We start from the raw sequence: 26,403 nt of genomic DNA on the forward strand, positions 1-26,403 counted from the left end.
GAGCCGGAATCCGTGAAAACCCTATTGATTATCGGCATTGGCGCAGGTGATCCCGACTTTATGACGGTTCAGGCGATCAAGGCGCTGAACCGCGTCGACGTGTTTTTCCTGATGGACAAGGGCGCCTCGAAGGACTCGCTCATTCATCTGCGCAAACACATTTGCGAACGCTTCATCGAAACGCCGGGGTATCGCTTCGTCGAGGCGGAATGCCCCGAGCGCGTTCGAGGCGTCGCTGACTACCGGGCCAGCGTTGTCGACCTCAATCAGGACAAGCAGCGGGTATTCGAGCAGATGGTTCACCACGAATTGGCCGACGGTGAGGTGGGCGGTTTTCTGGTCTGGGGGGACCCGGCGCTGTATGACAGTACGCTGCGTATCGTAGAGGACATCGTGCAGGCCAGCCCGGAGCCGATCAGCTACGAGGTGATTCCTGGTATCACCAGCCTGCAAGCGTTGGCAGCCCGGCATAAGGTCTGCTTCAACAGCATTGGCCAGGCCTTTCAGGTCATGCCCGCCCGGCGACTGGCCGAAGGCTTCCCCGAGGGGCTGGACAGCGTGCTGGTGATGCTCGATGCGCGGGACACCTATTGCCTGTTCGTCGATCAGGAGATGGATATCTACTGGGGCGCATACGTGGGCACTGCGGATGAAGTGCTGATTGCCGGAAAGGTCGGGGAGGTTGCGGAGGAGATTCGCAGCACCCGCGCCGCGTTGCGCGAGCGGCATGGCTGGATCATGGACAGCTACTTGCTGCGGCGCCGCAGCGCTGACGAGGCGTGATCGCCAGCGCTGGGCAAGCCTAGATCAGGCGGTCGCGAGTGTTTTCACCGTGGTGAAACGGCTGATCAGCGGGTTGTCGCCATAGCGCTTGAGCGTACGTACCACCAGGCAGGTAAACAGCGGCTCGAGCAGCACCAGTGGCAGGTAGGACACGGCAAACAGCGCCCAATTCTGCAGCGGCGTGGGTTCGTTACCCAGCGACAGCCAGAAGCCGACCATCAGCACCACGCCGCCGTAGAACGCGGCGTCGAACTTGACCACCTCGGCCCAGCGGATGACGCGTCCGCCTTCAGCGAAGAAGTGCCGACCGAGCAGGCCATGGGCGGCGATCAGCGGAAGGATCAGCGACAGCGAGTTGACTGCCAGGTGCACCAGATCGGTCGGCTCGAACAGCAGCCCTTGCAGCAGCAGGCCGATGGCGAATCCGAACAGCGTCGGCACGAAACCGAAGATCACATACACCGCCGACGCGCCTACGAAGTGCAGTTCCGAGGCGCCGACCGGCATATGGAAGACCTCCATAAATACCGAGAAGAACAGCGCGGCGAGCAGGGTCTTCATCCAGATGTCCGGCCGCCACATGAGCTTGGGCAGGAATACGGCCAATGTGGAAACGGCTGCGGCGTTGGCAAAGACGATTTTTGCGGCGTTGAGTACGCCAGGTTCGATATGCATCGTTCTCCCTCCGAGGGATGCGGGTTGAAAGGCGCCGGGATCGGCACGCTGATGGCAGGTCTCCTGGCTCGCGGGTCGTCGTGCACCTGCGTCTTCCCAGCCGATCAGGCCAGTGACTTCATTGCAGGTGAACTCGCCGTTCACAGTTGCGGGGGCAGCGCAGGAATAGCCCGTGGGCGTACCTGCTTCCCTCTTGCCTCTGCCTTTGGGGCAGAACCATCAAGCGTCGCTAGGGTAATGGGTTTACTGGTATTGAGCACGTCTAAAACGCGGGCTCGGTTTAGAAGGCCGGATAGCTTCTGGGGGTGTAAACCCAGTCGCCTCCGCCTGGTTTGGCGAACCGGCAGGTCTGCGACGAGCCGATGATGACCAGCGTGCGCATATCCACCTGTTCGGGTACTAGTTCCCCAAGCGTGGTGACGGTCAGCATTTCGGCTGGTCGCCCCACGTCCCGGCCCAGCACCACAAGGGTGTCCGGCGTGCGCTGTTGGCGGAGGATCTCCAGGGCCCGGCCGAGCTGCCAGGGTCGCGCCTTGGAAATGGGGTTGTAGAAGGCCATGACCAGATCGGCCGCTGCAGCATGCTCCAGACGCTTCTCGATCAGCGTCCAGGGCTTGAGATTGTCCGATAGCGAGATCATGCAGAAATCGTGACCCAGCGGCGCGCCGGCTCTTGCCGCGGTCGCCAGCGCTGCAGAGACGCCCGGCAGGATCTGCAGATCGACGGCGTGCCAGCGCGGGTCGCTTGATGCGTGCAGTGCTTCCAGTACGGCCGCGGCCATGGCAAATACACCGGGATCGCCGGATGAGATCACCACGACCCGACGACCACTGGCGGCGAGCTCGAAGGCGTGGCCCGCGCGCTGCAGTTCCTCGCGGTTGTCGCTGCTGTGGCTGACCTGACCCGGCCGTAGCGGGCCGGCCATCTTGATGTAGGTTTCGTAACCGAGCAGGTCCTGCGCCTCGTCCAGTGCCTGCCGCGCCGCAGGCACCATGAACTCGGGTGCGCCGGGACCGAGGCCGATCACCGTCAGCGAGCCGCGCGGCTGACCAATCTTCTCAACCTCGATGAGCCCATCTGCCATTAACAGACGCACGCGCTGGCTGCGGCTGTGCTGCGGCGGCAGCTGTTCGGCGTCATCGCTGTAACGGATCGGCAGGTCCAGTTGGCTGGCGACCTGTTGCAGTTCGGCGCTCGTAATAAGGTCGGGCGGGGCGATCAGGCAGGCCAGGCTATGCGGGGATAGACCAGATTCATCGATAAGCTGCTGCACTTCCGCATCCAGTTCCGGGCCGCCGTGTTCGATATGGATCGCGACCTGCCGGGGGTGAATGCTCAGCGCGGAAGCGTCGTCCTGCCTGAGCGGGCTGACGGTGACCCGGTGTTTCGCATTCGGGTCGAGTGGCAGGCTGAGTTCATCCAGCCAGGGCGCAGGTCCTTCGACCCGCACCGGCGCACCTGCCAGGAGATCGCTGACGAATCGCTTGCCTTGTTCCAGATCTGCCAGCACGTAGCCGGGCGGAGGGGAGAGCAGGCAGGCGCCGAAGCGCAGCTCGCCGCTGGTGGTGATGGCCGGGTTGACCTCCAGCGCGTCGGCGATCTCCCGGGCCATGCGGTTTACGCCTGCCAGGCCGCCGAGCAAGGGCACCACGGCGCTGCCATCTTCACCGACCACCAGTACCGGAGGCTCGTTGTCCTTGTCGCCGAGCACCGGGGCCAGACTGCGGATCACGATGCCGGCTGCGCAGAGCGCGATGATCGGTGTGTTGGCTCGATACAGATCGCGCAGGTGCTCGCCGAAGTTTTCGTACGGCCTGTCGACCTCGTCCGTGCGGCCTCGGAGCCCGTGAATCTGCGCCTCAGGGTAGAGGCGCTGGATCCGTCGGGCGGTTTCGAGGGCGGAGGCGCCGAGTACGACAATGGCGGGTGCTGGGGTTTCGGGGCCGGGCATAGTGCATCCGATAAATCAGGGTAGACGGGTGGATGAGGATGGCTTCTAGCCGCGCCATTTCTCGCCAGGAACGAGGATCATCGAGAAGTACGGGGACGACATCGGCTCCACCTGATCCAGCGGGACGATCTTCTGGTTGGCCATGGTGGCCCGTTCGACGTAGTGCGCACGCTGCTCAAGCCCAAGCTCCTGCAGCACGCGGCGAACCTTTTCGAAGTTGCGCCCGAGTTTCATGATCACCGCCGCTTCGGCGTCGCGAAGGCGTTGCTTGAGTTCCGGCTCCGGCAGCACGCCGGACAAAACGGAGAGGCTCTGATTGCGGTAGACCAGGGGCGTGCCGAGCACCGAGGTGCAGCCCAGCATCGAGCAGACGCCGGGCACTACCTCGACCGGATAATGAGCCGCCAAACGATCGTGCAGATACATGTAGGAGCCGTAGAAGAACGGATCGCCTTCGCAGATCACCGCCACGTCGCGTCCGGCGTCGAGTTCAGCGGCAATCTGCACCGCGCAGGTATCGTAGAAATCGCTGATCACATCCTCGTAGGAGAACGGCGGCGCGAGTTTTTCGGTGGTGACCGGGTAAACCAGCGGCATGCGCTGCTGCGCGTCAGTCAGGTGCTGCTCGATGATGCCGAAGGCGTTGCCGCCCTGGCCCTTGCTGGCTTTCGCCTTGGCCACGAAATACCCGACCACCGCCGCGCTCTGCAGCAGACGCAGGGCCTTCAGTGTGATCAGTTCCGGATCGCCCGGCCCTACGCCAAGGCCGATCAGCCGCCCTTTGCCTTCCATCACTCCACCTCCGTGGCAAGGGCGTTGACCGCGGCCACCGCCATCGCACTGCCGCCGCGCCGACCGCGCACCACCACGTAGGGCACGCCGCGGCTGTCCGCCGCCAGCGCGTCCTTGGATTCCGCCGCGCCGATGAAACCGACCGGCATGCCGATGATCAGCGCTGGCTTTGGTGCCCCGGCGTCGAGCATTTCCAGCAGGTAGAACAGCGCGGTCGGGGCATTGCCGATCACCACCACGCTGCCTTGCAGATGCTCACGCCAGTGCTCCAGCGCCGCCGCAGAGCGGGTATTGCCGAGCGTCTGCGCCAGATCCGGCACGCCGTCGTTGTGGAGGGTGCAGATGACCGGGTTGGCCATCGGCAAGCGCGGCCGGGTGATGCCTTCGGCCACCATACGTGCGTCGCAGAGGATCGGCGCGCCGGCCTGCAGCGCTGCACGACCGGCCGCTCCGGCACCGGGAGAGAAGGCGAGATCGCTGACGATATCGACCATTCCACAGGCGTGGATCACCCGCACGGCGAGTTTTTCCATGTCAGGCGGAATCGCACTGAGGTCGGCTTCTGCCCGAATGGTGGCGAAGGAGCGCCGGTAGATTTCCTGGCCGTCGCGGATGTAATCAAGCATTGGTGCGTCCCGTTGCGTGGTGCTGGGCGAGCCACGCGCCTGCGTATTCGATATCCATTGGTGGCGTTAGTGGTTGACCGAAACCGGCCATGCCCACTTGGCGTCCGTAGAGTTGGTAGCGGCCGTCGCCTACGGCGAGCAGCGTGAACGGCGCGACATGCGCAGCCGCGCAGGAGCGCGGGCAGCCGCTGAGGTGTACCCGCGGGTGCGGAGCGTGCTGTTGCAGGCATCTCGCCAGTTTCAGCGCATCGTTTTTGGTGTCGGCCAGCCCGCGTGCGCAGCCGGCAGAACCGGTGCAGGCAATCAGATTGGCCAGCGGGGCGGCGTTGTCGGTGAGCAGTCCCGCCAGGTCGAGCGCGCCGAGCAGGGTATCTGCGTCGTCGACCTGTACATTCGGAATCAGCAGGCCCTGCCAGGGCGTCAGTCGCAGGCTGCCATCGCCGTGCAGCCGCGCCAGTTCGGCGACGGCGAGGAGCTGTTGAGCGTCTATCCGCCCGAGTGGCGCGCTGGCAGCAACCATGGCCAACCCTGGCTGGCGCTGCATGATGATGCCAACTGGCGCGTCTGCCGCCGGGTTTTGTCGTGGCCAGTCGGCCGGTACCGGCAATACAACGAATGGCAGGCGCGCCTGTATCCGCAGCAAAAAAACCTCGGCCGGGATGGATTCGAGCAGCTGGCGCATGCGCCTCTGCTCCGGTCCGGCACTTTCCAGAAAAATCAGCAGGATCGCTTCAACCAGCTGCACGGCATCAGTTGCAGCGACCAGACCCAGCGGCCTGTCGGTCGGACAGCCTGCCAGTCCGAATGCCAGCCGCTGCGGAGTGCCGGGGAGGGCGCGCAACCAGAGGTCATGGGCGTGTTCGAGCATGCACAGACTTTCGCCACCGTCGAGCTGGAGGGCGAACTTGGCAGACAGGGCGTGCAGGGCTCGGTTGTCCTCCAGCAGCGCCAGTAGTGCTGCTGCCAGCGGACGGGTGTCCATGTGCTGCTGACGATCCAGGCCGGCAGCGGGGCTCAGCATGAGATTGCGCACGTCGTCGGCGTCGGCAACCGAGGGCCCGAGGTTCGCCTCCAGCAGCGCGCGGATAAGGTCCCGTTCCGCCTCGGTGCGGACGCCGCGTATCTGCAGGTTGCTGCGGTTGGTCAGCTCAAGCACGCCGCTGGCAAAGCGCTGCGCTGCGTCGGCAATTGCACGCGCCTGATTGTTAGCAAGGGTGCCGCCGGGCAGTTTTATTCGGCAGATGCCGCCGTCCAGTGCCTGCACGATGCGCAGCAGGCCGGGGCACGCGCTGGGGCGTGGAATGGGCAGTTCACTCATGAGACATGGTCGCGCACGGTGTCACCTGAAACTAAAGACGCGGCGACCAGACCGGCTGAGTTCGGCGAACTCAGTTGGCATCGGTACACCCCGCCCGATGTTGGCACTCGCGACCAGCGTCGTCGGCAGGTCTCCTGGCTGACAGGTCTTCATCATCCGCGGCCTTCCCGGTTTCCCAGTGGCATGCGTGCGGAGGATTCGCTGTTTACAGTTGCGGGGGCAGCTCGGTCACGATCATGAGATCGCTCCGTATTCCCTCTTAGGCCCTTGGCGTAGTCGCGGCGGGCACCGACGAAGGCGCTATTATGCCCGCTTTGCCCGATGACGCGACAGTCAAGGCTGTCGCCCGACGAAGGCTGGCCTAGCGATGTGGGGGAGGCGGATGACACCCTGGTTGACGGTGGTAGGGATCGGCGAAGACGGCTGGTCAGGACTCGGCGACGTGGCTCGACAGGCGCTTGGTGAGGCGACGTGCATCATTGGCGGCGAACGGCAGCTGGCGCTATTGCCGGCCGAGCTGCAGTGCCGGTTAGAACGCTGGCCGAGCCCGTTCAGCCTCGAGCCGGTGCTCGCACGGCGCGGTACGCCCTTGTGCGTACTGGCGAGTGGTGACCCGATGTTCTATGGCATCGGCGCCACTCTCGCACGGCATTTGAATGCCACAGAGATGCGCGCGTTCTCAGCGCCGTCGTCCGTGTCTCTGGCGGCGGCACGCCTTGGCTGGCCATTGCAGGACGTGGAGGTCGTTTCTCTGGTTGCCAGGCCGCTCGCGGCGCTGAACGCCCGGATATTTCCCGGCGCGCGTCTGTTGATCCTCTGTAATGACGGAACGAGCCCTGCTCAGGTCGCACAATTGCTGACGAGCCGGGGCTTCGGCGCTAGTCGGCTGACCGCCTTGGAGCACCTGGGCGGCGCAAAGGAGCGCCGTCTGGACGCCCTCGCAGCCGAATGGGCATTCGATGCGATCGCCGATCTGAATCTGCTGGCAGTCGAGTGTATGGCCGACGTGGATGCCAATTGCTTGCCGCTCACACCCGGTCTTGCCGATCATCTCTACCGACACGATGGCCAGCTGACCAAACGGGACGTGCGGGCTCTGACCCTGGCTCGCCTCGCTCCCATGCCCGGCGAATTGCTCTGGGACGTCGGCGCCGGCTGCGGCTCCATCGGCATCGAGTGGATGCGTGCTCATCCCGGCTGCCGGGCCATCGCGGTGGAGGCCGATGCCGGGCGTCAGGCGCATATCGAACACAATCGCGATGCGCTGGGCGTTCCCGCATTGAAATTGGTGGCCGGTCGCGCACCCGAGGCGTTGGCGGGCCTTCCCGAGCCGGATGCGATCTTCATCGGTGGTGGCGTCACGGTTCCGGGTGTGATGGAGCATTGCTGGGCCAGCTTGAAGCCGGGTGGACGACTGTTGGCCAACGCCGTGACCCTGCAGAGCGAGGCGCTTCTGATGAGCTGGCGTGAACGCATCGGCGGCGAGCTGACCCGGATTTCGGTGGCGCATGCTCAGCCTTTGGGCGGGTTCGACACCTGGCGTGGTGCGTTGCCGATCACGCTGCTGCAGGTCGAGAAACCGCGATGAAGCGCATCCTCCTGCTCGGCGGCACGGGCGATGCCTTGCGGCTGGCGCGCAGCCTCGGGCCATCGCACATCTACAGTCTCGCCGGTCTGGGCCGCGTGCCCGTTGACCTCATGTGCCAGGTCCGCGTCGGCGGCTTTGGGGGTGCGCAGGGTCTGGCAGCCTTCATCGCGGCGGAATGTATCGACCTGCTGGTCGACGCCACGCACCCCTACGCGGCGCAGATCAGCACCAATGCTGCAAGCGCGGCGGAGCAGGCCGGCATACCGTGCTGGGCATTGCGGCGGCCGGCCTGGCAGGCAGGCGAAGGCGACGACTGGCACGAGGTGAGTGGTTGGGCAGAGTTGACCGAAGCTATGAACGATTTCCGGCGACCCTTCTTCACCCTCGGACGCGAACCGCTGGCGCACCTGCATGAAATTCCTGCTCACCAGCACTGGACCGTGCGCTGCCTGGATGCACAGGCGCCGACTGAACGCGCCGAGATCATCGGTGATCGGGGCCCCTTCAGCCTTGAAGCCGAGCGTCAGCTGTTTGAACGGTTGAACAGCGATGTGCTGATCAGCAAGAACAGCGGCGGCGATTCCACCGAGCCGAAACTGCAGGTGGCTCGCGAGCGAGGTCTGCCGGTGCTGTTCCTGCGCCGGCCGATGCTCCCGGCGGTAACAAGGGAGTTCCTGCGTCGAGATGATCTCCTTACCGCGCTTATGGCCCTCGGCGTGCTCACCGGTGTTTCTACGGGCTGATCGCTCCTTTTCGACCGTCGCTGCTAGACTGCGCGCCGCTAAGGAGAGAGCCAATGACTACCGCTGTTGCACCCTACGCCCGAATCCTGTTCGTCGGCCCCGATTTGTCCGAAGGCTCGTTCGCCGAGGTTTTCAGGGCGCGCCTGGTCGCGCTGCGTGGCGAACAGGCACTGCGGGACGTGATTGATACGGGCTCGGGCTACGATTTGCTTTGGCAGACGGTCGGTGAAAGCGCTCGGCCGCTTCTGGTGATCGACCTTGAGCCGCAAACCAGCAGTGCTCATCTCGACTGGCTGCGTAGCGAACTCATGCAGCTCGACGATGCTGATCGCATCTTCGTAGCCAGCGCGATTGGCACCGCTGAGGCGCTGCCTGTCGAAGCGGCCTGCGCCTTGATCGAGCGGCCGGAATTGCACCTGCCGTGTATCAATGTCGCGCCGCTTCCCGCCGCGCACGCCTGGTCGAAGATTCCCTTACACGAGCACCGTGTGCTGCTGTGCAATGGCCCGCGTTGCACCCGTCGCGGTGCCTTGCCGCTCTGGAAAGGGCTGCGGGAAAAGCTCAAGGCTGCGGGCAGGCTTGAATGCGAGGGTGGCGTGCACATCACCCGCACCCAATGTCAGTTTCCGTGCGATCAAGGCCCGACGCTGAGCGTCTATCCGGCGGGCAAGTGGTATCGCGTGCGCAACGAGGCGGAGGTGACGCGCCTGGTCGACGAGTTGTTTGTCGCCGGACGCGAGGTGCCTGAGCTGCTGATGCCGGATCAATGAAGCCTGATGGCGTTAGCTCCAGCATCCGAGGATAGGGCGACCATCAGGTAGCCCAACGCACTTTATTCGGATGCCTGGATAGCCGCAGGAAGGGCGATAGAGGCGTACTGAGTTTCCGCAGCTGCATACCCGGTACCCCGACCTCAAGCGCTGAGTCACGGCCGGGACGCCGCGTTCGTTACGCAAACCGCGGACCAAAGAAGCAGATACGAATCGTTCCATTGACACTCATGCGCCAAACAGACAGCATTGTTACGATATAACATCGATGTCTTGGGTTTGAGCATGAATAGCGGAAGTACAGTATCGAAGTGGGTAGGCGCTGGAGCGGCGCTGATGTTGGTTGGTGTGCCTCTGGCCGGTGCGCAGGAGGCGGCGGTGCTGGATTCCATTACCGTTACGGCGGACCAGGAACGTGCAGACGGGCCCGTTCAGGGATACCGCGCGCAACGCACACGCAGTGCAACCAAAACCGACACACCTATCGAGGAAATACCCCAGTCGATCAGCGTGATTCCCGCATCCGTGCTGCAGGATCTCGGCAGCCCGCGCGTAGAGAAGGCGCTGGACTTCGCCGGCGGCGTCGCCCGGCAGAACGACTTCGGCGGCTTGACGATGTACGAATACAGCGTCCGCGGGCTGACCACCGGTGAGTTCTATAAAGACGGTTTCAGTGTCAACCGCGGCTTCATGAACCCGCCGGACGCTTCCAATATCGAGCGAGTCGAAGTACTCAAGGGGCCTTCCGCCAGCCTTTACGGACGCGGCGACCCAGGCGGCACCATCAATATCGTCAGCAAGCGGCCGCAGCTCGACAGCTTTGCCCGTCTCGATCTGAGCGCTGGCCGCTGGGATCGCTATCGCACCGCGCTGGACGTGAATACGCCACTCGATGAAGACGGCAACATGCTCTATCGCATGAACATCGCCATCGAAGACAACAACAGTTTTCGCGACCACCGCGAGGCTGAGCGCCAGTTCGTCGCGCCGTCCTTCAGCTGGGAACTGAGCCCTGATACGCGGCTGCTGGTGCAGGCCGAGGTGGTGCGCAACCGCCAGACCTTCGATCGCGGCGTTGTCGCTCCAGGTGGAAAGCTGGGCAAGGTTTCCCGCTCCGCATTTTACGGAGAACCCTCGGATGGGCCGATCAGCAACGACAACGAAACGCTGCAGGCCGAACTCGAACATGATCTGAACGAGGTCTGGACGCTACGCCTGGCCAGCCACTACAAGCAGGGCCGGATGGATGGCTATGCGACCGAAGCGGCAGGGGTCGCAGCAGACGGCCGCACGCTGACCCGCAACTTGCGCTATCGCGACTACGACTGGCAGGACGCGATCACCCAACTGGAGCTGCGCGGGCGTTTCGATACCGGCTCGATCGAGCATCAGCTGTTGATCGGCACCGAGTACGAGCGCTACGCCTTGAGCGAATTCATGCTGCGCTCCGACAATCTACGCACCATCGATCTCTACAACCCGGTCTACGGTGCGCCGCGTCCGGCGTTCAATCCCGCGCGTACGGTCGACCGCAACGAGCTAGTGCATAGCCGGGCGCTGAACCTGCAGGATCAGATGCGCTTTACCGACAAGCTTTTCGGCGTTGTCGGCGCTCGTTATGACCACTACGAGCAACGCCTGGACAATGAGGTTGCCGGCAGGCGCACCGTGCAGACCCATGAAAAGGTCACGCCTCGGGTGGGCGTGCTCTATCAGCTGGTGCCGGAGGTCGGGCTGTTCGCCAACGCCTCGCAGTCGTTCAAACCGAACAACGGTGCGGATTCCAGCGGCGGGACTTTCGATCCGGAAGAGGGCGTTGGATATGAGGCTGGGGTCAAGCTCGACCTGTTCGATGGCCGTCTAGGACTCACCGCCGCCGCGTTCCACCTGACCAAGGAAAACGTGCTGACCAGCGACCCGGCCAATGACGGCTTCCAGATTGCCGCCGGCGAAGTGCGCAGCCGCGGAGTGGACCTACAGCTGGCCGGACAGCTGACCGATGCGATTCGCGTCATTGGCTCTTATGCCTTTGTCGATGCGGAGATTACCCGTGACAACAGGCTGGCCAGTGGCACCCGCCTGCTCAACGTGCCACGCCATAGCGGCAGCGTGCTGACTACCTACGAATTCCTGGACAGCGACCTGCGTGGTCTTTCGCTAGGCGGCGCCGTGAACTACGTGGGTGATCGGGCAGGGCAGGCCGATAGCGACTTCGAGCTGCCGTCGTACACGACTGTGGATCTGCTGGCGCGCTACAAGGCGACGGAAAAGCTGACCCTCGGCGTGAACCTGAACAACGCCTTCGACCGCACCTACTACGAGCGCTCCTACAGCAATCTCTGGGTCATGCCGGGTGAACCGCGCAACCTGAGCGTCAGCCTGTCGCTCGATCTGTAATCCCTTGCCCGGCTAGGCCTGCCATGCCGGGCAAGTTTCTTCGCTTATATTTGGATTTGAAATGAACAAACAACACGTGAGAGTCGCGGCGGTACTAACGCTTATGTTGGCCGCCGGGCAAAGCTGGGCCCACGGTATGTGGACCGAAGAGCGCCGCGGCAATATCGAGGTGATCTATGGGCACGGCGCGGAAGACAACGCCTATGACGCTAAGAAGATTTCCGGCGCATGGGCAGCTGATCAGCGAGGCAAACAGATCCCAGTCACAGTCGAGCGGCTTGAAGACCATGCTCGGCTACAGCCCTTGAATCCACCTGCGGTAATCACCGTTGCGCTGGACAATGGTTATTGGACGCAGGCTCCGGACAAAAAATGGCTCAACGTCGGTGCAAGCAAGGTGGCTGGCGCACTGGATTCCGGGCGTTACTACAAATACAGCCTGGCGGTGCTGAAGGAAGGCGCAAAACTTCCCCCGTTGGATAAGCTCAGCCTGGTCATCGTGCCGCAGACCGACCCGCTGTCCCTCGACATGGGTGAGTCGCTGCCGGTTCAGGTCCTCCTTGACGGAAAGCCAGCTGAAGGAATCGAGCTGATTGGCGACTACATCAATGACCCTGACAAGGTGGTGGCGACGACTGATGCACAAGGTAAAGCGCTCGTGCCAGTGCGTAATCGCGAGTTCAACGTAATTGCAGCATCCACCAGTGTTGCGAATGACGACCCGGATGCCCGCGTCCGGGGCATGTTCACTTCCTTAAGCTTTCGCAAGGCGGATCACCACCACTAAATAGGTGGCCAACCCTCTCAGCTGTGTTCCGGCAGCGCGCGGCTTCAGTGTCGAGGCGCTGTGGGAGCGTTCGCGAGCCAGCGTGCGCTACCATGGCGGCTTTTGCGCCGGACGATCATGTACGCCGACTCGCCCCTTGAACGCTATCAGCAGGCTGTGGCACAGGACGGTTTCGTCCCGGATGCCGCTCAGCAGCTCGCCGTGGCACGGCTCCAGGCCTGCCATGAGGCATTGATTTCGGGCGCGGGAACGCCGCTCGGCGTTTATCTGTGGGGTCCGGTCGGGCGTGGCAAGACCTGGCTGATGGACCTGTTTCACGCAAGCCTGGCCGTTCCGTCGCGGCGGCAGCATTTTCATCACTTCATGCGCTGGGTGCACATCCGGCTGTTCCAGCTCAACGGCACGGCGGATCCGTTGCAAGCGCTGGCCAAAGAGCTCTCGGAAGAAATTCGCGTGCTGTGCTTCGACGAGCTGTTTGTCGGTGACATCGGCGACGCCATCATCCTGGGGCGCCTGTTCCAGGTGCTCTTCGAGCATGGTGTGGTGGTCGTCGCGACCTCCAATCAGCCGCCGGAGCAGCTCTACGCCGACGGCTTCAATCGTGAGCGTTTTCTGCCGGCCATCGATGCCATCGTGCAGCACATGCATGTGGTGGATGTGGACGGTGGCGCCGATCACCGCCTGCGTCCCGGCGCAGCGCAGCAGCGTTACTGGATCGCCCAGCCCGACAACAGCAGCGCGCTGGAGGCGACGTTCGAGGCGCTCGTCGCTGGATCGGTCAGTGCCGAGCCGCTGGCACTCAGTCGTCGCCAGCTGAACGTGGTGCGGCGTAGCGAATTGGTGCTTTGGTGCCGCTTCGCTGATCTCTGCGAGCAGCCGTTTTCCGCGCTGGACTTCATCGAGCTGTGCGACCGCTTTTCGGCGATCCTGATTGCTGACATACCGAGGCTGGGCGGCACGCCGCGTGATGGGCGCATCGCCCGCGGTACCGAAGACGCGGCCGCGCGGGTCGAGGCGGGCGACCGCCAGATACCCAAGCTCGCTGCTCGGGATGATGCCGTGCGCCGCTTCATCGCGCTGGTGGATGAGTGTTATGACCGGCGGATTCCACTCTATATCGAGGCGCAGGTCGCGCTGGATGAACTCTATACCGAGGGCTATCTGGCCTTTCCTTTCCGCCGCACGCTGAGTCGCCTGCGCGAGATGCAGTTGCAGCGTTTTGGCTGAGCGCGCAAGCCTCAGTCGCGGTAGAAGACCTGCACCAGGTGATAGCCGAATTGGCTCTTCACCGGCCCGTGCACTTCACGCAGCGGCTTCTTGAAGATCACCTGATCGATGCTGCGCACCATCTGCCCGGGGCGCACTTCGCCTAGATCCCCGCCTTTTTTGCCGGACGGGCAGGTCGAGTATTTGCGCGCCAGTACGTCAAATGCCTCGCCATTGGCCAGGCGCTTTTTCAGCTGCGCGGCTTCGGCCTCGGTCTTGACCAGAATGTGGCGGCACATGGCTTTGGGCATGTTCGGAGTCCTCGATTGCACAGGGCCGCGATTGTAATCGCGCGGCGGCGAATGTCGACCGGGGATACCGCTTCGATGCAGCCGCTTCGTCACTGCGTGGTCGACGAGCGGTAGTTTTATAGCTGCGTGTGATAGCGCTAACATTCGGCCAAACAAGCACAACAATGGATTCCTCGCATGCCTTCAGTGCATACCTCAAAGGCTTCCGCGCTTCCGGTTCTGGTCGTCATGGGCGTCAGCGGTTCCGGCAAGACCGAGACCAGCCACGCCGTAGCCGACGCGCTCGGCCTGCCGCACATCGAAGCGGACAACTTCCACCCAGCAGAGAACGTGGCGCGCATGCGTGCCGGTACGCCGCTGTCCGACGCCGACCGCGTGGAGTGGCTGCATGCGTTGATCGCTGAAATGCAGCGGACCCTGGCGGCAGGCAGCGGCTTCGTGCTGGCTTGCTCGGCGCTCAAGCGCAGCTACCGTGAACTGCTGCGCAGTGCGGTCCCGGAGCTGCGTTTCGCCCATCTGGCCATTGATTACGAAACCGCGCTGGAGCGTGTCGGTGGCCGCGCAGGGCATTTCATGCCGATCTCCCTGGTCGACAGCCAGTTCGCCACCCTCGAATCGCCCGAGGGCGAGCCCGGCGTATTGACGGTGGACGCCAGCCAGCCCCGCGAAGTCGTTTTGCGCGAGATCGTCGAGTGGATGCAGGGCGCCGGACTGGATGAGCTTATCGAAACGCGCGTCGATCTTTCCGCGCGTCCGTTAGATAGCGCTACCACGGCGCCGCCACTGACCAGCGCACCGATCTACAGCGGGGCGGTCGCCCAACAGTTCGATCGCCTGACCGATTGGCTGATGGCGGCGCTGATGGCCTTCATGGTCATTGTTGTGTTCTCCAGCGTGGTGCTGCGCTACGCCTTCGGCACCGGCTGGACAGGCGCCGAGGAGCTGTCGCGGCTTGCGTTCGTCTGGCTGGTCTTCGTCGGTGTCGCTTCCAGCATGCGCCGCGGCGAGCTGATGAGTTTCTCCATGCTGCGCGATCGTTTCCCGCGGCTGTTCCGCCGTGTCGTCGACTCCATCAGCTGGCTGCTGGTGGCAGCTGCGAGCTGCCTGGCGGCCTGGGGCGGTTGGAACCAGATGCAGTTCGGCTGGACCATCAACAGCCCGGTAGTCGGTTATCCGCTGGGCCTGGCGATGTTGCCAGTGGCGGCAAGCATGGTTGCCCTGGCCGTTCTGGCGCTGCTGCAGCTGGTCAATGTCTGGCGACGCGATCAGCCACCGGCTGCGCCTACCGCAAATATCACTGCGGACTGAAGCGACACCGCATTCAGAACAATACGGGCACCGCCCAACCGAGGACCTTGTATGACCGTCGTCGTCTTCCTTTCATCGCTGCTGGGCTTCATGACGCTCGGCATGCCGATCGCCTTCGCGCTGCTGCTAACCGGCTCGGTGCTGATGTGGTACCTGGATTTCTGGGACGTGCAACTGCTGGCGCAGAACCTTCAGGCCGGTGCCGACAGCTTCCCGCTGCTGGCGGTGCCGTTCTTCATTCTGGCCGGCGAATTGATGAACGCTGGCGGCATCTCGCGGCGCATCATCGCCATGGCGCAGGCTTATTTCGGCCACAAGCGTGGCGGCCTGGGTTACGTGGCGATTGCCGCCTCGGTGCTGCTGGCGAGCATGTCCGGTTCGGCCCTGGCCGATACCGCTGCGCTGGCGACGCTGCTGCTGCCGATGATGCGCGAGCGCGGTTATCCGCTGAGCTCGTCGTCGGGCCTGGTGGCGGCGGGCGGGATCATCGCGCCGATCATTCCGCCGTCGATGCCGTTCGTGATCTACGGCGTGGTGACTGGCACGTCGATCAGCCAGCTGTTTCTCGCCGGCATGGTGCCAGGGCTGATCATGGGCATGGGCCTGATCGTTGCCTGGACGCTGATTGCCCGGCGGATCGATGAGCCGAAACAGGAAAAGGCCAGCGCCGCAGAACGCCGCCGCGTGCTGGTGGACGGTGCTGCGGCGCTGATGCTGCCGGTGATCATCGTCGGCGGGCTGCGTGGTGGTCTGTTCACCCCGACCGAAGCGGCGGTGGTCGCTGCGGTCTACGCCCTGGCCGTCTCGACATTGCTCTATCGCGAACTCAACTGGGCCGCGCTGGTCGAGGTGCTGACCCGCGCCAGCCGCACCACCGCTTCGGTGATGTTCCTTTGTGCCGCCGCGACGGTGTCCGCGTACATGATCACCCTGGCGCAACTGCCCGACGAGATCGCCGCGATGCTCGGCCCGCTGGCGCAGGATCCGAAACTGCTGATGGTCGCCATCATGCTGCTGATGATCGCGGTCGGCATGGTGCTCGACCTGACGCCGACCATCCTGATCCTCGGCCCGGTGCTGGCGCCTATCGCGATCAAGGCTGGCATCGACCCGGTGTACTTCGGCGTGATGTTCGTGCTGATCGGCTCCATCGGGCTGATCACCCCACCGGTGGGCACCGTACTCAACGTCGTCGGCGGCATCGGCCGGCTACGCATGGAAACCCTGGTGCGTGGCGTGATGCCGTTCTTCCTTATCTATCTGGTGATCGTCGGGCTGCTTATCGCTGTGCCCTCGATCATCACCGTACCCCTGGCCTGGCTGCGGTAACGCCGGTCGTGCAACCCCAGCGTTAAACAACCCAACGTCCAACAACAAGAAAGGTACCGTGACATGAAACGACTTCTCATCAGCACACTGGCCGCCGCCTTGCTCGGCAGCACACTCAGCGTCGGCCAGGTTCAGGCGGCGGACGACATACGCCCGCGCATGATCCGCTTCGGCTACGGGCTCAATGAGGACAGCAACCAGGGCAGGGCGGCCAAGCTGCTGGCCGAGGAAGTGGCCAAGGCCTCGGGCGGAAAATTAAAGATGCGTACGTTCGCCTCCGCTAGCCTCGGTTCGGATGATCAGATGCAGAACGCATTGATCGGCGGCGCCCAGGAAATGATGGTGGGCTCGACCGCGACGCTGGTCGGCATCAGCAAGGAGATGGCGGTGTGGGATACGCCGTTCCTGTTCACCGACGCGAGTCAGGCCGATCAGGTACTGGACGGCCCGGTGGGCCGGCAGGTGATGGACAAGCTCGAAGAGAAAGGCTTGGTCGGGCTGGTGTACTGGGAGAATGGCTTTCGCAACGTGACCAATAGCGCCCGTCCGATCGAGAAATACGAGGACTTCAATGGCATCAAGCTGCGCGTGATGCCCAATCCGGTGTTTATCGACACCTTCAAGCGCATGGGCGCCAACGCGGTGCCGCTGCCGTTCTCCGAGCTGTTCACGGCGCTGGAAACCAAGGCGGTCGACGGCCAGGAAAACCCGTTCAACACCATCCTCTCGTCCAAGTTCTATGAGGTGCAGAAGTACCTCAGCGTGACTAACCATGTTTACAGCCCATGGATCGTCACGGTTTCCAAGCGCTGGTGGGACGGATTGTCGGCGACAGAGCAGGGCATTCTCATGGAGGCAGCTGAGAAAGCGCGCGATGCCGAGCGCGAGGACACTCGCCGTGAGGCCAGCCAGGCATTGGCGACACTGAAAGAGCGTGGCATGCAGATCAACGAAGTCAGTGCGGACGAGATCCAGCGCATGCGCGAGCAGGCACAGCCGGCGATCCAGACGGTGATCGACGCGGTCGGGCAGGAGCTGTTCGATCAAGTTCAGGCTGAGGTGAAAAAGGCGGCGCAGTAGGACTGCTTCGCTCGACGCCGCTGCTAGAATTCGCCGCCCTCAACAATGGATAGCGCATGACCACACGCCGCCGTCGCTCCGCCGAGCGCGTAACCCTGTCCGATGTCGCGCGCAGCGCCGGCTGCTCGCTGATGTCGGCATCGCGCGCGTTATCGCAACCGGATCTGGTTTCCGATGCGCTGCGCGAGCGCGTCGAACAGGCGGTCAAATCGCTCGGTTACGTGCCGCATCCGGCGGCGCGCAGCCTGGCCAGTTCGCGCTCCAATCTGGTGGCGGTCATCATCCCCTCGCTGTCCAACGCGGTGTTCGTCGACACCGTCGAGGCTATCCAGCGAGTGCTGATGCCAGCGGGCTACGAAATGATGATCGGTGTCAGCCACTATCGACCCGACGAGGACGAGCGACTGCTGCGCGCCTATCTGGCGCATCAGCCGGCCGGGTTGCTGATCACGGGGTTCGAGCGCAGCGACGCCGCGCGTGCGGTGCTGGCCAACTACACCGCACCGATGGTCACCCTGATGGAGCTGAGCGAACGGCCGGATGACTATTGCGTCGGCTTCTCGCAGCTGGATGCTGGCGTGGCCATGACTCGTACGCTGCTCGAACGCGGCTATCGCCACGTTGCCTTCGCCGCGGCGCAGCTCGACCCACGCACTTTGCAGCGCGCCGAAGGTTATCGCCAGGCGATGCGTCATGCCGGGCGCTACGAGTCGACGCTGGAACTGCTGACGCCGCAGTTGTCCTCCATCGGTCTTGGCGCAGAATTATTGGATCGGTTGCTGGCGCAGCATCCGCAGATCGACGCGGTGTTCTTCAACAACGACGACCTGGCACTCGGCGCGCTGTTTCGCGCCCATCAGTTGGGGCTGGATGTGCCGGGTCGGCTGGCGATTGCTGGCTTCAATGACCTGCCGGCCGCAGCCTGGATGCACCCGGCGCTGAGCACAGTGCGTACCCGCCGCGGTGAAATCGGCGAGCTGGCGGCGCAGATGCTGCTGAGCCTGATGCGTGGTCAGCAGCCTGCCGAGCGCTGTGTTGACGTGGGCTTTGAGGTAGTGATGCGCGACAGTGCCTGAGGCGGGGTTTTACCCGCCGGGGCATTAGAGGTCCTGTTGCGCGGTTACCTGTTGGGCAATCTCGATCATCTGCTCGCGCATCCAGCGATTGGCCGGGTCCTGATCGGTGCTTTCATGCCAGTAGATGTGGGTTTCCAGCGGCTGGATATCCACCGGCAGGTCGATCTGGTGCAGGTTGTGGCGACGAGCAAAACGCTCGGGAACGGTCACAGCCATGTCGGTCTGGTCGATCACCTGAGTTGCCATCAGATAGTGCTGCGAGCGCAGGGCGATCTTGCGCTGCAGGCCCATCTTGCCCAACGCCAGGTCCACCAGGCCGAGGCCGCTGCGGCGGCTGGAAATGTGGATGTGCGACAGCGACAGGTACTGCTCAAGGGTCAGCTTGTCCTTGGCCAGCGGGTGGCCGCGGCGCATGGCACAGATGTAGCGGTCTTCCAGCAGCTTGACGTGCCGCACTTGCGGATCGGTGTTGAGCGGCGCATCCATGGCGAAATCCAGGCGGCCAGCGGCCAGTTCCTTGGTGGTTTCGCGGCGCTTGGCCAGCATGCTCTCGATCTTCACGTTCGGCGCCAGGCGGCGCAGGCGCTGGAACAGCGGCGGTAGCATCACAGCCTCGGTGAGGTCGGTCATGCTGATGCGGAAGGTCTTGTTCGCCTGCGCCGGGCTGAAGGTGCGGCTTTCCTGCACCGAAACCCGCAACAGCTGCAGCGCATTACGCACCGGGCCGATGATGTTCTGCGCCATTGGCGTCGGCACCATGCCCTGCGCTGTGCGCACGAACAGCGGGTCGTTGAAGGTTTCGCGCAGACGGGCGAGGGCGTTGGAAACGGCGGGCTGGGTGATGCCGACGATCTGCCCGGCGCGTGTCAGGTTCGCTTCGGTGTAGATGGCGTCGAAGACGATGAATAGATTCAGATCGACCTTGTTCAGGTTCATTGTTGTGCTCTCCGGCGTGTATCGGATTCGCCGATCATATATCGGTGATGAATGTTTATACACGAGGAAAATAGCTTAGATAAATCACCAGGCCTCCTCTAGCATTCAAAACTACAAAACATTACCTGCCAGAAGGTTGCCGCCCATGGATTTCGCCTACTCCCCGAAGGTTCAAGAGCTCAGAGAGCGCGTGCAAGCGTTCATGGATGCTCATGTCTATCCCGCCGAAAAGGTGTTCCACCAGCAGGTCGCCGAGGGTGATCGCTGGCAGCCGACCGCCATCGTCGAGGAGCTCAAGGCCAAGGCCAAGGCAGAGGGGCTGTGGAATCTGTTTCTGCCGGAATCGGAACTGGGCGCCGGCCTGACCAACACTGAATACGCGCCGCTGGCGGAAATCATGGGCAGCTCGGGCCTCGGCCCGGAAGCGTTCAACTGCTCGGCGCCGGATACCGGCAACATGGAAGTGCTGGTGCGCTACGGCAGCGAGGCGCAGAAGCGCGAGTGGCTGGAACCGCTGCTGCGCGGCGAAATTCGTTCGGCCTTCGGCATGACCGAGCCGGGTGTGGCCTCGTCCGACGCCACCAACATGGAAGCCCGGGCGGTGCGCGAGGGCGACGAGTGGGTCATCAACGGTCGCAAGTGGTGGACATCCGGCGCTTGCGATCCGCGCTGCAAGATCATGATCTTCATGGGTCTGACCAACCCGGACGCGCCGCGCCATGCCCAGCACTCGATGATCCTGGTGCCGATGGATACCCCCGGGGTGAAGGTGCTGCGTCCATTGCCCGTTTTCGGCTACGACGATGCACCGCACGGCCACGCCGAGGTGCTGCTGGAAAACGTGCGCGTGCCTTACGAGAACGTCCTGCTCGGCGAAGGACGCGGTTTCGAGATCGCCCAGGGCCGCCTCGGCCCAGGCCGCATTCACCACTGCATGCGCTCCATCGGTGTAGCTGAACGCGCACTGAAACTGATGTGTGAACGCGCCGTCAGCCGCACCGCCTTCGGCAAGCCGCTGGCACGCCTGGGCGCCAACTTCGACCACATCGCCGAGTGCCGCATCGAGATCAACATGGCGCGCCTGCTGACACTCAACGCGGCCTACATGATGGACACGGTCGGTAATAAGATCGCGGCAAGCGAAATTGCCCAGATCAAGGTCGTCGCACCGAACGTGGCCTTGAAGGTGATCGATCGCGCCATCCAGATCCACGGCGGTGCCGGTGTTTCCGAAGACTTCCCGCTGGCGCATTGGTGGGCCATGCAGCGCACCCTGCGCCTCGCCGACGGTCCGGACGAAGTGCATCGCGCCTCGATCGCCAAGCATGAGCTGGGCAAGTACTTCCCGCGGGAAATGCTGCGCAGTCGTTGATACTTCTCGAGTCCTGAAGCAAACCCCGAGGCAAGGTCACGCACAGTGGCTTTGCCTTTTTTGTGTGCAGTGACTTGCGAGGTCTGCTGAACATTCATTCATTCGTGAGCAAGTTCACTCCTACGGCGTGCCGTTTTTTTTGCAGGAGCGAGCTTGCCCGCGAACAGGTGTGCAGGCAGACGACGGACTCTTCCAAGAATTGACTCTGCGTCTCTGGTGCTCAACAGCACGGCTATCTAGCTTGAGAACAATGCCCGGCTTATCACGGCGCGACCGTCGTCATATCGGGCGGAGTTTGCTGACCATAGGTGGCGCTAACTAGATCCCGGTAGCGTCGATAGGCCTGTTCATAGGCCTGGATTGCTGATGGGTCGGGCTCTACCGCCGTAGCCTCGTCGAGGCTGACGCAGCGCTTGCATAGTTCATCAAGGCTGGCGGTTGGGTCCGTCTGTTTTGCGTAGCACCAGGCGGCCTGGATAGCGCCACCCAGCGCGGCGGCTTCGCTGTGCGTCGTGCAGACCACTGGCGTCGCCATCATGTCAGCGACTATCTGGCGCCACTGTGGGTTTTTCGCGCCGCCGCCGATCAACTGGATTCGTTCGCTGCGAACCCCGCTTTCACGAAGCAGATCCAACCCGTAACGCAGGCCGAAGGTCACGCCTTCGAGCACTGCTCGGCAAAGATTGGCGCGAGTCAGATTGTCTGTCGTCAGGCCATGCAGGCTCGCGGTGGCCTGGGGCAGGGCGGGCACACGCTCACCGTTGAGAAACGGCAGCAGGGTTACGCCTTCTGCGCCGATAGGGGCCTGCATCACCAGCTCGTTGAACTGCTGAAGATCAAGCTCCAGCAGGTCGCGAATAGCCGCGTTGGCGTTGGTCAGGTTCATGGTGCAGATCAGCGGCAGCCAGCCGCCGCTGGATGAGCAGAATGTCGCGACCGATGGCTGCGGGCTGATCCGCGGCTGTTCGGCGAAAGCGTACAAGGTGCCGGACGTGCCGAGGCTCATGGTGATGGTGCCGGGATGGATGTTTCCCGTACCGATGGCGCCCATCATGTTGTCGCCGCCACCGCTCGATACGATGGCGTCCGGGTTCAAACCCAGACGATGTGCCAGTTCCGGGCGCAGCCTGCCGACAGCCTCATCTGGGCCGATCAGCTCCGGCAGCGCCGCTTCGAGACGGCCGCTGGAATCGATGTGGCGCAGCATTTCCAGGTCCCAATGTCGTGCGCGTACATTGAAATAACCGGTCCCTGATGCGTCGCCATACTCACTACAGCTGCGACCGGTCAGCCAGTAATTCAGGTAGTCATGGGGCAGAAGGATATGAGCGATCCGTTCGAACAGTTGCGGATGTTGTTCTTTCATCCACAACAGCTTGGATACCGTATAGCCCGGCGCGATGACCACCCCCAACCGCTCCAGCGAGCCGCGCTCGCCGCCCAGCCACTCCAGCAGCCGTTGGTTCTGGTTTGCCGATTCGGTATCGCACCAGAGCTTGGCAGGGCGCATGACCTTGCCGTCGCTATCAAGCGTGACCAGACCGTGCTGCTGGCCCGATACGCCGATCCCAAGCACGCGATCACCCGCTATACCGGCCTCGGCTAGCGCCGCCGCGGTTGCCGCTTCAAAGGCATCGGTCCATTGCTCGACGCGCTGTTCGCGGCGGCCGTTCGGGCCGCTGATCAGCTCATGGCTGGCTGAACCCTGACCCAGCACCGTTCCGGTGGCCGAATCGAGTAGCAATGCCTTGGTGCCCTGGGTGCCGCAATCGATACCGAGATACATGGTCTGCTCCGTCAACGCGTAAGCAACAGGTCGAGGGTGCCGCTGACGCCCAATGTCGTCAGGCGGAGCAGGTTGCGCTCGAACGCCTCACGGAAGGCCGGCGAGCGGGCTATCTGCGTGCCGAAGATCTCTTCCCGCCCAAGCAGGCGCTCGGCGAGCCCTTCATCCTCTTCGACCAGCGACTGGCAGAACGCTGCACGCGGGTCCGGGATTCTGTAGTTGTCACCGTTCTCGTCGACACCACGCAGGTACAGCGCCCAAGCCGCTACGACCAGTGCCGCGCGATCCAGCTCGGCGTTGTCGACAATCAGGCGGTTGATGGTCGGCACGCTGAATTTGGGGAACTTGGACGAGCCGTCGGAACAGACACGCTCCAACTGATCGGCAATGGCGCAATTGGAAAAACGCTCGATCAGGGTCTGTTTGTATTGCGTCAGATCGATCCCTGGCACAGGGGCCAATTGGGGCGTGACATCCTCGTCCATGTACTGGCGGATGTACTCGACGAACAGGGGGTCGGCCATGGTTTCGTGGACGAAGCGGTAGCCGCGCAGAAAGCCCAGATAGGTCAGCGCGAGGTGGCTGCCGTTTAGCAGCTTGATCTTCATCTCCTCATACGGCGAGACGTCATCGGTGAACTGAACGCCGACGTGCTCCCAAGCCGGCCGGCCAGCAACGAACTTGTCCTCCAGCACCCACTGCACGAAGGGTTCGCAGACCACCGGCCAAGCGTCATCGATGCCATGTTTCTGGCGGAGATCCTTGCGGTGCGCTGCGCTGGTCATCGGCGTGATGCGATCGACCATCGCATTGGGGAAAGTGACGTTCTGTGCGATCCAATTGGCCAGGTCCGAGTCGACCAGGTTCGCGAAGGCCAGCGTCGCCTTGCGCGTGACATCCCCGTTGTGCGGCAGGTTATCGCAGGACATCACTGTGAAGGCGGGCAAGCCGTTCCCGCGGCGTTTGGCCAAGGCTGCGCACAGCAGGCCGAACACGCTGATCGGCGTGCGCGGATTTTTCACATCGTGCTGGATGTGCGGCAGGGTGGGGTTGAACTCCCCTGTGCCGTCGTCCATGCAATAACCGCCTTCGGTGACGGTCAGGGAGACGATGCGGATCGCCGGATCAGCCAGCCGAGCGACCACGGCCTCGGAGCCGTCCTCGCTCACCAGTAGCATTTCGCGAATGCTGCCGATCACCCGGACCTCGGTATCCGGCCGGTCGTCAAGCTCCACCAGGGTGTACAGATAATTCTGCGAGGATAGGGCGTCACGCATCGCCAGCTCATCGGCGCGCGTGCCGATACCGCAGATGCCCCATTCGAGCCCTTCGCCCATGTTCATCAGCGCATCGGTGTAGGCCGCCTGGTGGGCGCGGTGGAAGCCACCGACGCCGATATGGGCTATGCCCGCTTTGATCTGATCCAGAGCGTAGGCGGGTCGCGCGATATGGGCTGGCAGCTGCGGCAGATTCTGTCGTTTCAACTTCATGTCAGGCCTCGCTGGGCGTGAGAATGGAAAAGCCGAGGGCGTTATCGCTGCCTCGGTGGGCGGCGATTTCGCCAACATACGGGCTCCGATTGGAGCGTCAGGCCACCTGTTGCAGCGATTGGCCGACCGCCAGACCGTTGCCATCGAACAGATGGCAGTGGGCAGAGTCGAGGGTCAGCTTCAGCGATTCGCCGTAGCGGGGCGTGAAGTCGCCCCGGATGCGCATGGTCAACGGCTCGTTCGCCTGGGTGATGACATGGCAGTAGGTGTCGCTGCCCAGTCGTTCGCTGACGTCGGCTTTGACCTCAAGCTGACAATTGCCATCGGTGCTGCGGTTGAGATGCTCGGGGCGGATACCCAGGGTGACGACGTCCCCCACCGCGAGTGATGGGCCGCTGCGCGGCAGATACAGCCGGCAGCCTGCGTCCAGTTCAACTTCACAACCGGTGGCTTCGACCTTGCTGATGCGGCCCTGCAAGAAGCCCATCTTCGGTGTGCCAAGGAAGCCGGCAACAAACAGGTTGGCGGGGTTGTGGTAGAGCTCCATAGGCGAACCGACCTGTTCGACCTGCCCACCGTTGAGCACCACTACCTTGTCCGCCAGGGTCATGGCTTCGACCTGATCGTGGGTCACGTAAATCATCGTTGCCTGCAGTTCCTGATGCAGGCGCGACAGCTCCAGACGCATCTGAACGCGTAGCGCCGCGTCGAGGTTCGACAGGGGCTCGTCGAAGAGAAACACCTTGGGATTGCGCACGATGGCGCGCCCGATGGCGACACGCTGGCGCTGGCCACCGGAAAGCTGGCGTGGCTTGCGTTCGAGTAGTGGCTCGAGTTCGAGCGTACGGGCGGCGGCTTCGATCTTGCGGGCGACTTCCTGCTTGTCGGCGCCGGCCAGGTCGAGGGCAAAGGACATGTTCTTGCGCACCGTCATGTGCGGATACAGTGCGTAGGTCTGAAACACCATGGCAAGGTCGCGCTTGGCCGGGCTGACATCGGTGATGTCGCGGCCGTCGAGTTCGATCCGGCCGCTACTGACTTCCTCGAGCCCGGCAATCAGCCGTAGCAGGGTCGACTTGCCACAGCCGGATGGGCCGACAAAAACCACGAACTCGCGATCGCGGATGTCCAGATCGATGCCTTTGATGATGTCATTGCCGTCGAAGCTTTTTCTCAGGTTATGGACTTTCAGGTCTGCCATGTTCGGAATCCTCTGTTGTTCTTTTCAGCTCGGCGGCATTACTTCACAGCGCCGAACGACAGGCCGCGGACCAGTTGCTTCTGGCTGATCCAGCCGAAAATCAGGATGGGGGCGCAGGCGAGGGTGGAGACCGCCGAAAGCTTGGCCCAAAACAGCCCTTCAGGGCTGGAGTACGACGCGATCAAGGCGGTCAGCGGGGCGGCGTTGGAGGAGGTCAGGTTCAGCGACCAGAAGGCCTCGTTCCAGCACAGGATCAGCGACAGCAGCATGGTCGAGGCGAGCCCGCCCTTGCTGATCGGCAACAGCACGCGAACCATCTCCTGCATCAGCGTGGCACCGTCCATACGCGCCGCCTCAAGGATGTCGCGCGGGATGTCTTTGAAGTAGGTGTAGATCATCCACACCAGGATCGGCAGATTGATCAGCGTGTAGATGATGATCAGCACCGCGCGGCTGTCGAGCATGCCGAACTGCTTGGCCAGCAGGTAGATAGGCACCAGCACGCCCACGGGTGGAAGCATCTTGGTGGACAGCATCCACAGCAGCGTACCCTTGGTGCGTTTGGTCTCGTAGAAGGCCATCGAGTAAGCCGCGGGTATCGCGATCAGCATGCCCAGGGCAGTCGCGCCGAAGGAGATGGTCACCGAGTTCCAGGCGTACTTGAAGTAGCCACTGCGTTCCTGGATCTGCAGGTAGTTTTCCAGCGTGGGTGTGAAGATGAACTGCGGCGGCGTGGCAAAGGCGTCGATCTCGGTCTTCAGGCTGGTCATCAGCATCCAGAAGATCGGGAAGAACAGCAGCAGCGCCACGGCCCAGGCGAACAACCCGACCACCAGGGTATTGAGGCGGCGACTTTGTTTGAGCGTCAGCATCGGTCT

At 63.1% G+C, this 26,403-nt stretch carries 23 protein-coding genes and 2 riboswitches; of the genes, 12 read left to right on the plus strand and 11 right to left on the minus strand.

Annotated features, from left to right (window positions below; all coding sequences use genetic code 11):
- Positions 1–12: 12 nt before the first annotated feature.
- Positions 13–783, plus strand: coding sequence for a precorrin-6A synthase (deacetylating) (cobF, locus tag SM130_RS10870; protein ID WP_102826144.1), 771 nt, complete (start codon positions 13–15; stop codon positions 781–783).
- A 24-nt stretch (positions 784–807) separates the two neighbouring features.
- On the opposite strand, the gene SM130_RS10875 is transcribed toward cobF, so the two are convergent.
- From SM130_RS10875 to cobG, 5 genes are all read right to left on the minus strand, one after another.
- On the minus strand, positions 808–1,458 hold the full coding sequence (locus tag SM130_RS10875; RefSeq protein ID WP_102826013.1) for an energy-coupling factor ABC transporter permease: 651 nt from the start codon (positions 1,456–1,458) through the stop codon (positions 808–810).
- 36 nt (positions 1,459–1,494) lie between these two features.
- Positions 1,495–1,694: riboswitch (cobalamin riboswitch) on the minus strand.
- A 44-nt stretch (positions 1,695–1,738) separates the two neighbouring features.
- Positions 1,739–3,409 (minus strand): precorrin-3B C(17)-methyltransferase, encoded by a 1,671-nt coding sequence (gene cobJ, locus SM130_RS10880; RefSeq protein ID WP_102826012.1) that lies wholly within the window; start codon positions 3,407–3,409, stop codon positions 1,739–1,741.
- A 45-nt stretch (positions 3,410–3,454) separates the two neighbouring features.
- On the minus strand, positions 3,455–4,201 hold the full coding sequence (locus SM130_RS10885) for a precorrin-2 C(20)-methyltransferase (RefSeq protein ID WP_102826011.1): 747 nt from the start codon (positions 4,199–4,201) through the stop codon (positions 3,455–3,457).
- Positions 4,201–4,827, minus strand: a complete 627-nt coding sequence (locus SM130_RS10890) for a precorrin-8X methylmutase (RefSeq protein WP_102826010.1) — start codon at positions 4,825–4,827, stop codon at positions 4,201–4,203. Before SM130_RS10890 ends, SM130_RS10885 begins: the two co-directional genes overlap by 1 nt.
- Positions 4,820–6,145: a precorrin-3B synthase gene (cobG, locus tag SM130_RS10895; protein ID WP_102826009.1), complete on the minus strand. Its 1,326-nt coding sequence runs from the start codon at positions 6,143–6,145 to the stop codon at positions 4,820–4,822. The genes SM130_RS10890 and cobG overlap by 8 nt, the downstream gene beginning before the upstream one ends.
- A 107-nt stretch (positions 6,146–6,252) precedes the next feature.
- Positions 6,253–6,453, minus strand: a riboswitch (cobalamin riboswitch).
- A gap of 74 nt (positions 6,454–6,527) precedes the next feature.
- On the opposite strand from cobG, the gene cbiE reads away from it, so the two are divergent.
- The 6 genes from cbiE (at position 6,528) to zapE (ending at position 13,657) form a co-directional block, all read left to right on the plus strand.
- Positions 6,528–7,733: a precorrin-6y C5,15-methyltransferase (decarboxylating) subunit CbiE gene (cbiE, locus tag SM130_RS10900; protein WP_102826008.1), complete on the plus strand. Its 1,206-nt coding sequence runs from the start codon at positions 6,528–6,530 to the stop codon at positions 7,731–7,733.
- A complete protein-coding gene (locus SM130_RS10905) occupies positions 7,730–8,476 on the plus strand; it encodes a cobalt-precorrin-6A reductase (protein ID WP_102826007.1) in 747 nt (248 codons plus the stop codon). Before cbiE ends, SM130_RS10905 begins: the two co-directional genes overlap by 4 nt.
- 53 nt (positions 8,477–8,529) lie before the next feature.
- Positions 8,530–9,246 carry a (2Fe-2S) ferredoxin domain-containing protein gene (locus SM130_RS10910; RefSeq protein WP_102826006.1) on the plus strand — a complete coding sequence of 239 codons (717 nt, stop codon included), beginning with the start codon at positions 8,530–8,532 and terminating at the stop codon, positions 9,244–9,246.
- Between the two features lie 336 nt (positions 9,247–9,582).
- A complete protein-coding gene (locus SM130_RS10915; RefSeq protein WP_102826005.1) occupies positions 9,583–11,643 on the plus strand; it encodes a TonB-dependent siderophore receptor in 2,061 nt (686 codons plus the stop codon).
- A gap of 61 nt (positions 11,644–11,704) precedes the next feature.
- Complete coding sequence (locus SM130_RS10920; RefSeq protein ID WP_102826004.1) at positions 11,705–12,430, plus strand: DUF4198 domain-containing protein; 726 nt, start codon at positions 11,705–11,707, stop codon at positions 12,428–12,430.
- A gap of 117 nt (positions 12,431–12,547) precedes the next feature.
- Positions 12,548–13,657, plus strand: a complete 1,110-nt coding sequence (gene zapE, locus SM130_RS10925; RefSeq protein WP_102826003.1) for a cell division protein ZapE — start codon at positions 12,548–12,550, stop codon at positions 13,655–13,657.
- Positions 13,658–13,668: 11 nt separating this feature from the next.
- Here the strand turns inward: zapE and SM130_RS10930 are convergent, their stop codons facing one another.
- The gene (locus SM130_RS10930; protein WP_102826002.1) at positions 13,669–13,947 is read right to left on the minus strand and encodes a peptidylprolyl isomerase; all 279 of its coding nucleotides are present in this window, start codon (positions 13,945–13,947) and stop codon (positions 13,669–13,671) included.
- A 177-nt stretch (positions 13,948–14,124) separates the two neighbouring features.
- Here SM130_RS10930 and SM130_RS10935 point away from each other — a divergent pair, with 177 nt between their 5' ends.
- The 4 genes from SM130_RS10935 to SM130_RS10950 all read left to right on the plus strand — a co-directional run bounded on the left by SM130_RS10935 (position 14,125) and on the right by SM130_RS10950 (position 18,740).
- Positions 14,125–15,255, plus strand: coding sequence for a gluconokinase, GntK/IdnK-type (locus SM130_RS10935; RefSeq protein WP_102826001.1), 1,131 nt, complete (start codon positions 14,125–14,127; stop codon positions 15,253–15,255).
- 51 nt (positions 15,256–15,306) lie between these two features.
- Positions 15,307–16,584, plus strand: a complete 1,278-nt coding sequence (locus SM130_RS10940; RefSeq protein WP_102826000.1) for a TRAP transporter large permease — start codon at positions 15,307–15,309, stop codon at positions 16,582–16,584.
- A gap of 63 nt (positions 16,585–16,647) precedes the next feature.
- Entirely contained in the window at positions 16,648–17,664 is a 1,017-nt protein-coding gene (locus SM130_RS10945; RefSeq protein WP_102825999.1) for a TRAP transporter substrate-binding protein, read from the plus strand.
- 56 nt (positions 17,665–17,720) lie between these two features.
- On the plus strand, positions 17,721–18,740 hold the full coding sequence (locus SM130_RS10950; protein ID WP_102825998.1) for a LacI family DNA-binding transcriptional regulator: 1,020 nt from the start codon (positions 17,721–17,723) through the stop codon (positions 18,738–18,740).
- Between the two features lie 24 nt (positions 18,741–18,764).
- Here SM130_RS10950 and SM130_RS10955 read toward each other — a convergent pair whose 3' ends face one another.
- Complete coding sequence (locus SM130_RS10955; protein WP_102825997.1) at positions 18,765–19,676, minus strand: LysR family transcriptional regulator; 912 nt, start codon at positions 19,674–19,676, stop codon at positions 18,765–18,767.
- Positions 19,677–19,821: 145 nt separating this feature from the next.
- On the opposite strand from SM130_RS10955, the gene SM130_RS10960 reads away from it, so the two are divergent.
- Positions 19,822–21,048 carry an acyl-CoA dehydrogenase gene (locus tag SM130_RS10960; RefSeq protein ID WP_102825996.1) on the plus strand — a complete coding sequence of 409 codons (1,227 nt, stop codon included), beginning with the start codon at positions 19,822–19,824 and terminating at the stop codon, positions 21,046–21,048.
- Positions 21,049–21,310: 262 nt separating this feature from the next.
- Here SM130_RS10960 and xylB read toward each other — a convergent pair whose 3' ends face one another.
- The 4 genes from xylB to SM130_RS10980 all read right to left on the minus strand — a co-directional run bounded on the left by xylB (position 21,311) and on the right by SM130_RS10980 (position 26,397).
- Positions 21,311–22,834 (minus strand): xylulokinase, encoded by a 1,524-nt coding sequence (xylB, locus tag SM130_RS10965; protein WP_102825995.1) that lies wholly within the window; start codon positions 22,832–22,834, stop codon positions 21,311–21,313.
- 11 nt (positions 22,835–22,845) lie between these two features.
- Complete coding sequence (locus SM130_RS10970) at positions 22,846–24,324, minus strand: mannitol dehydrogenase family protein (protein ID WP_102825994.1); 1,479 nt, start codon at positions 24,322–24,324, stop codon at positions 22,846–22,848.
- Between the two features lie 97 nt (positions 24,325–24,421).
- Positions 24,422–25,525: an ABC transporter ATP-binding protein gene (locus SM130_RS10975; RefSeq protein ID WP_102825993.1), complete on the minus strand. Its 1,104-nt coding sequence runs from the start codon at positions 25,523–25,525 to the stop codon at positions 24,422–24,424.
- Between the two features lie 38 nt (positions 25,526–25,563).
- Positions 25,564–26,397, minus strand: coding sequence for a carbohydrate ABC transporter permease (locus SM130_RS10980; protein ID WP_102825992.1), 834 nt, complete (start codon positions 26,395–26,397; stop codon positions 25,564–25,566).
- Positions 26,398–26,403 lie beyond the last annotated feature (6 nt).

The organism is Stutzerimonas stutzeri, assembly GCF_038561965.1.
GTDB lineage: Bacteria > Pseudomonadota > Gammaproteobacteria > Pseudomonadales > Pseudomonadaceae > Stutzerimonas > Stutzerimonas stutzeri_AA.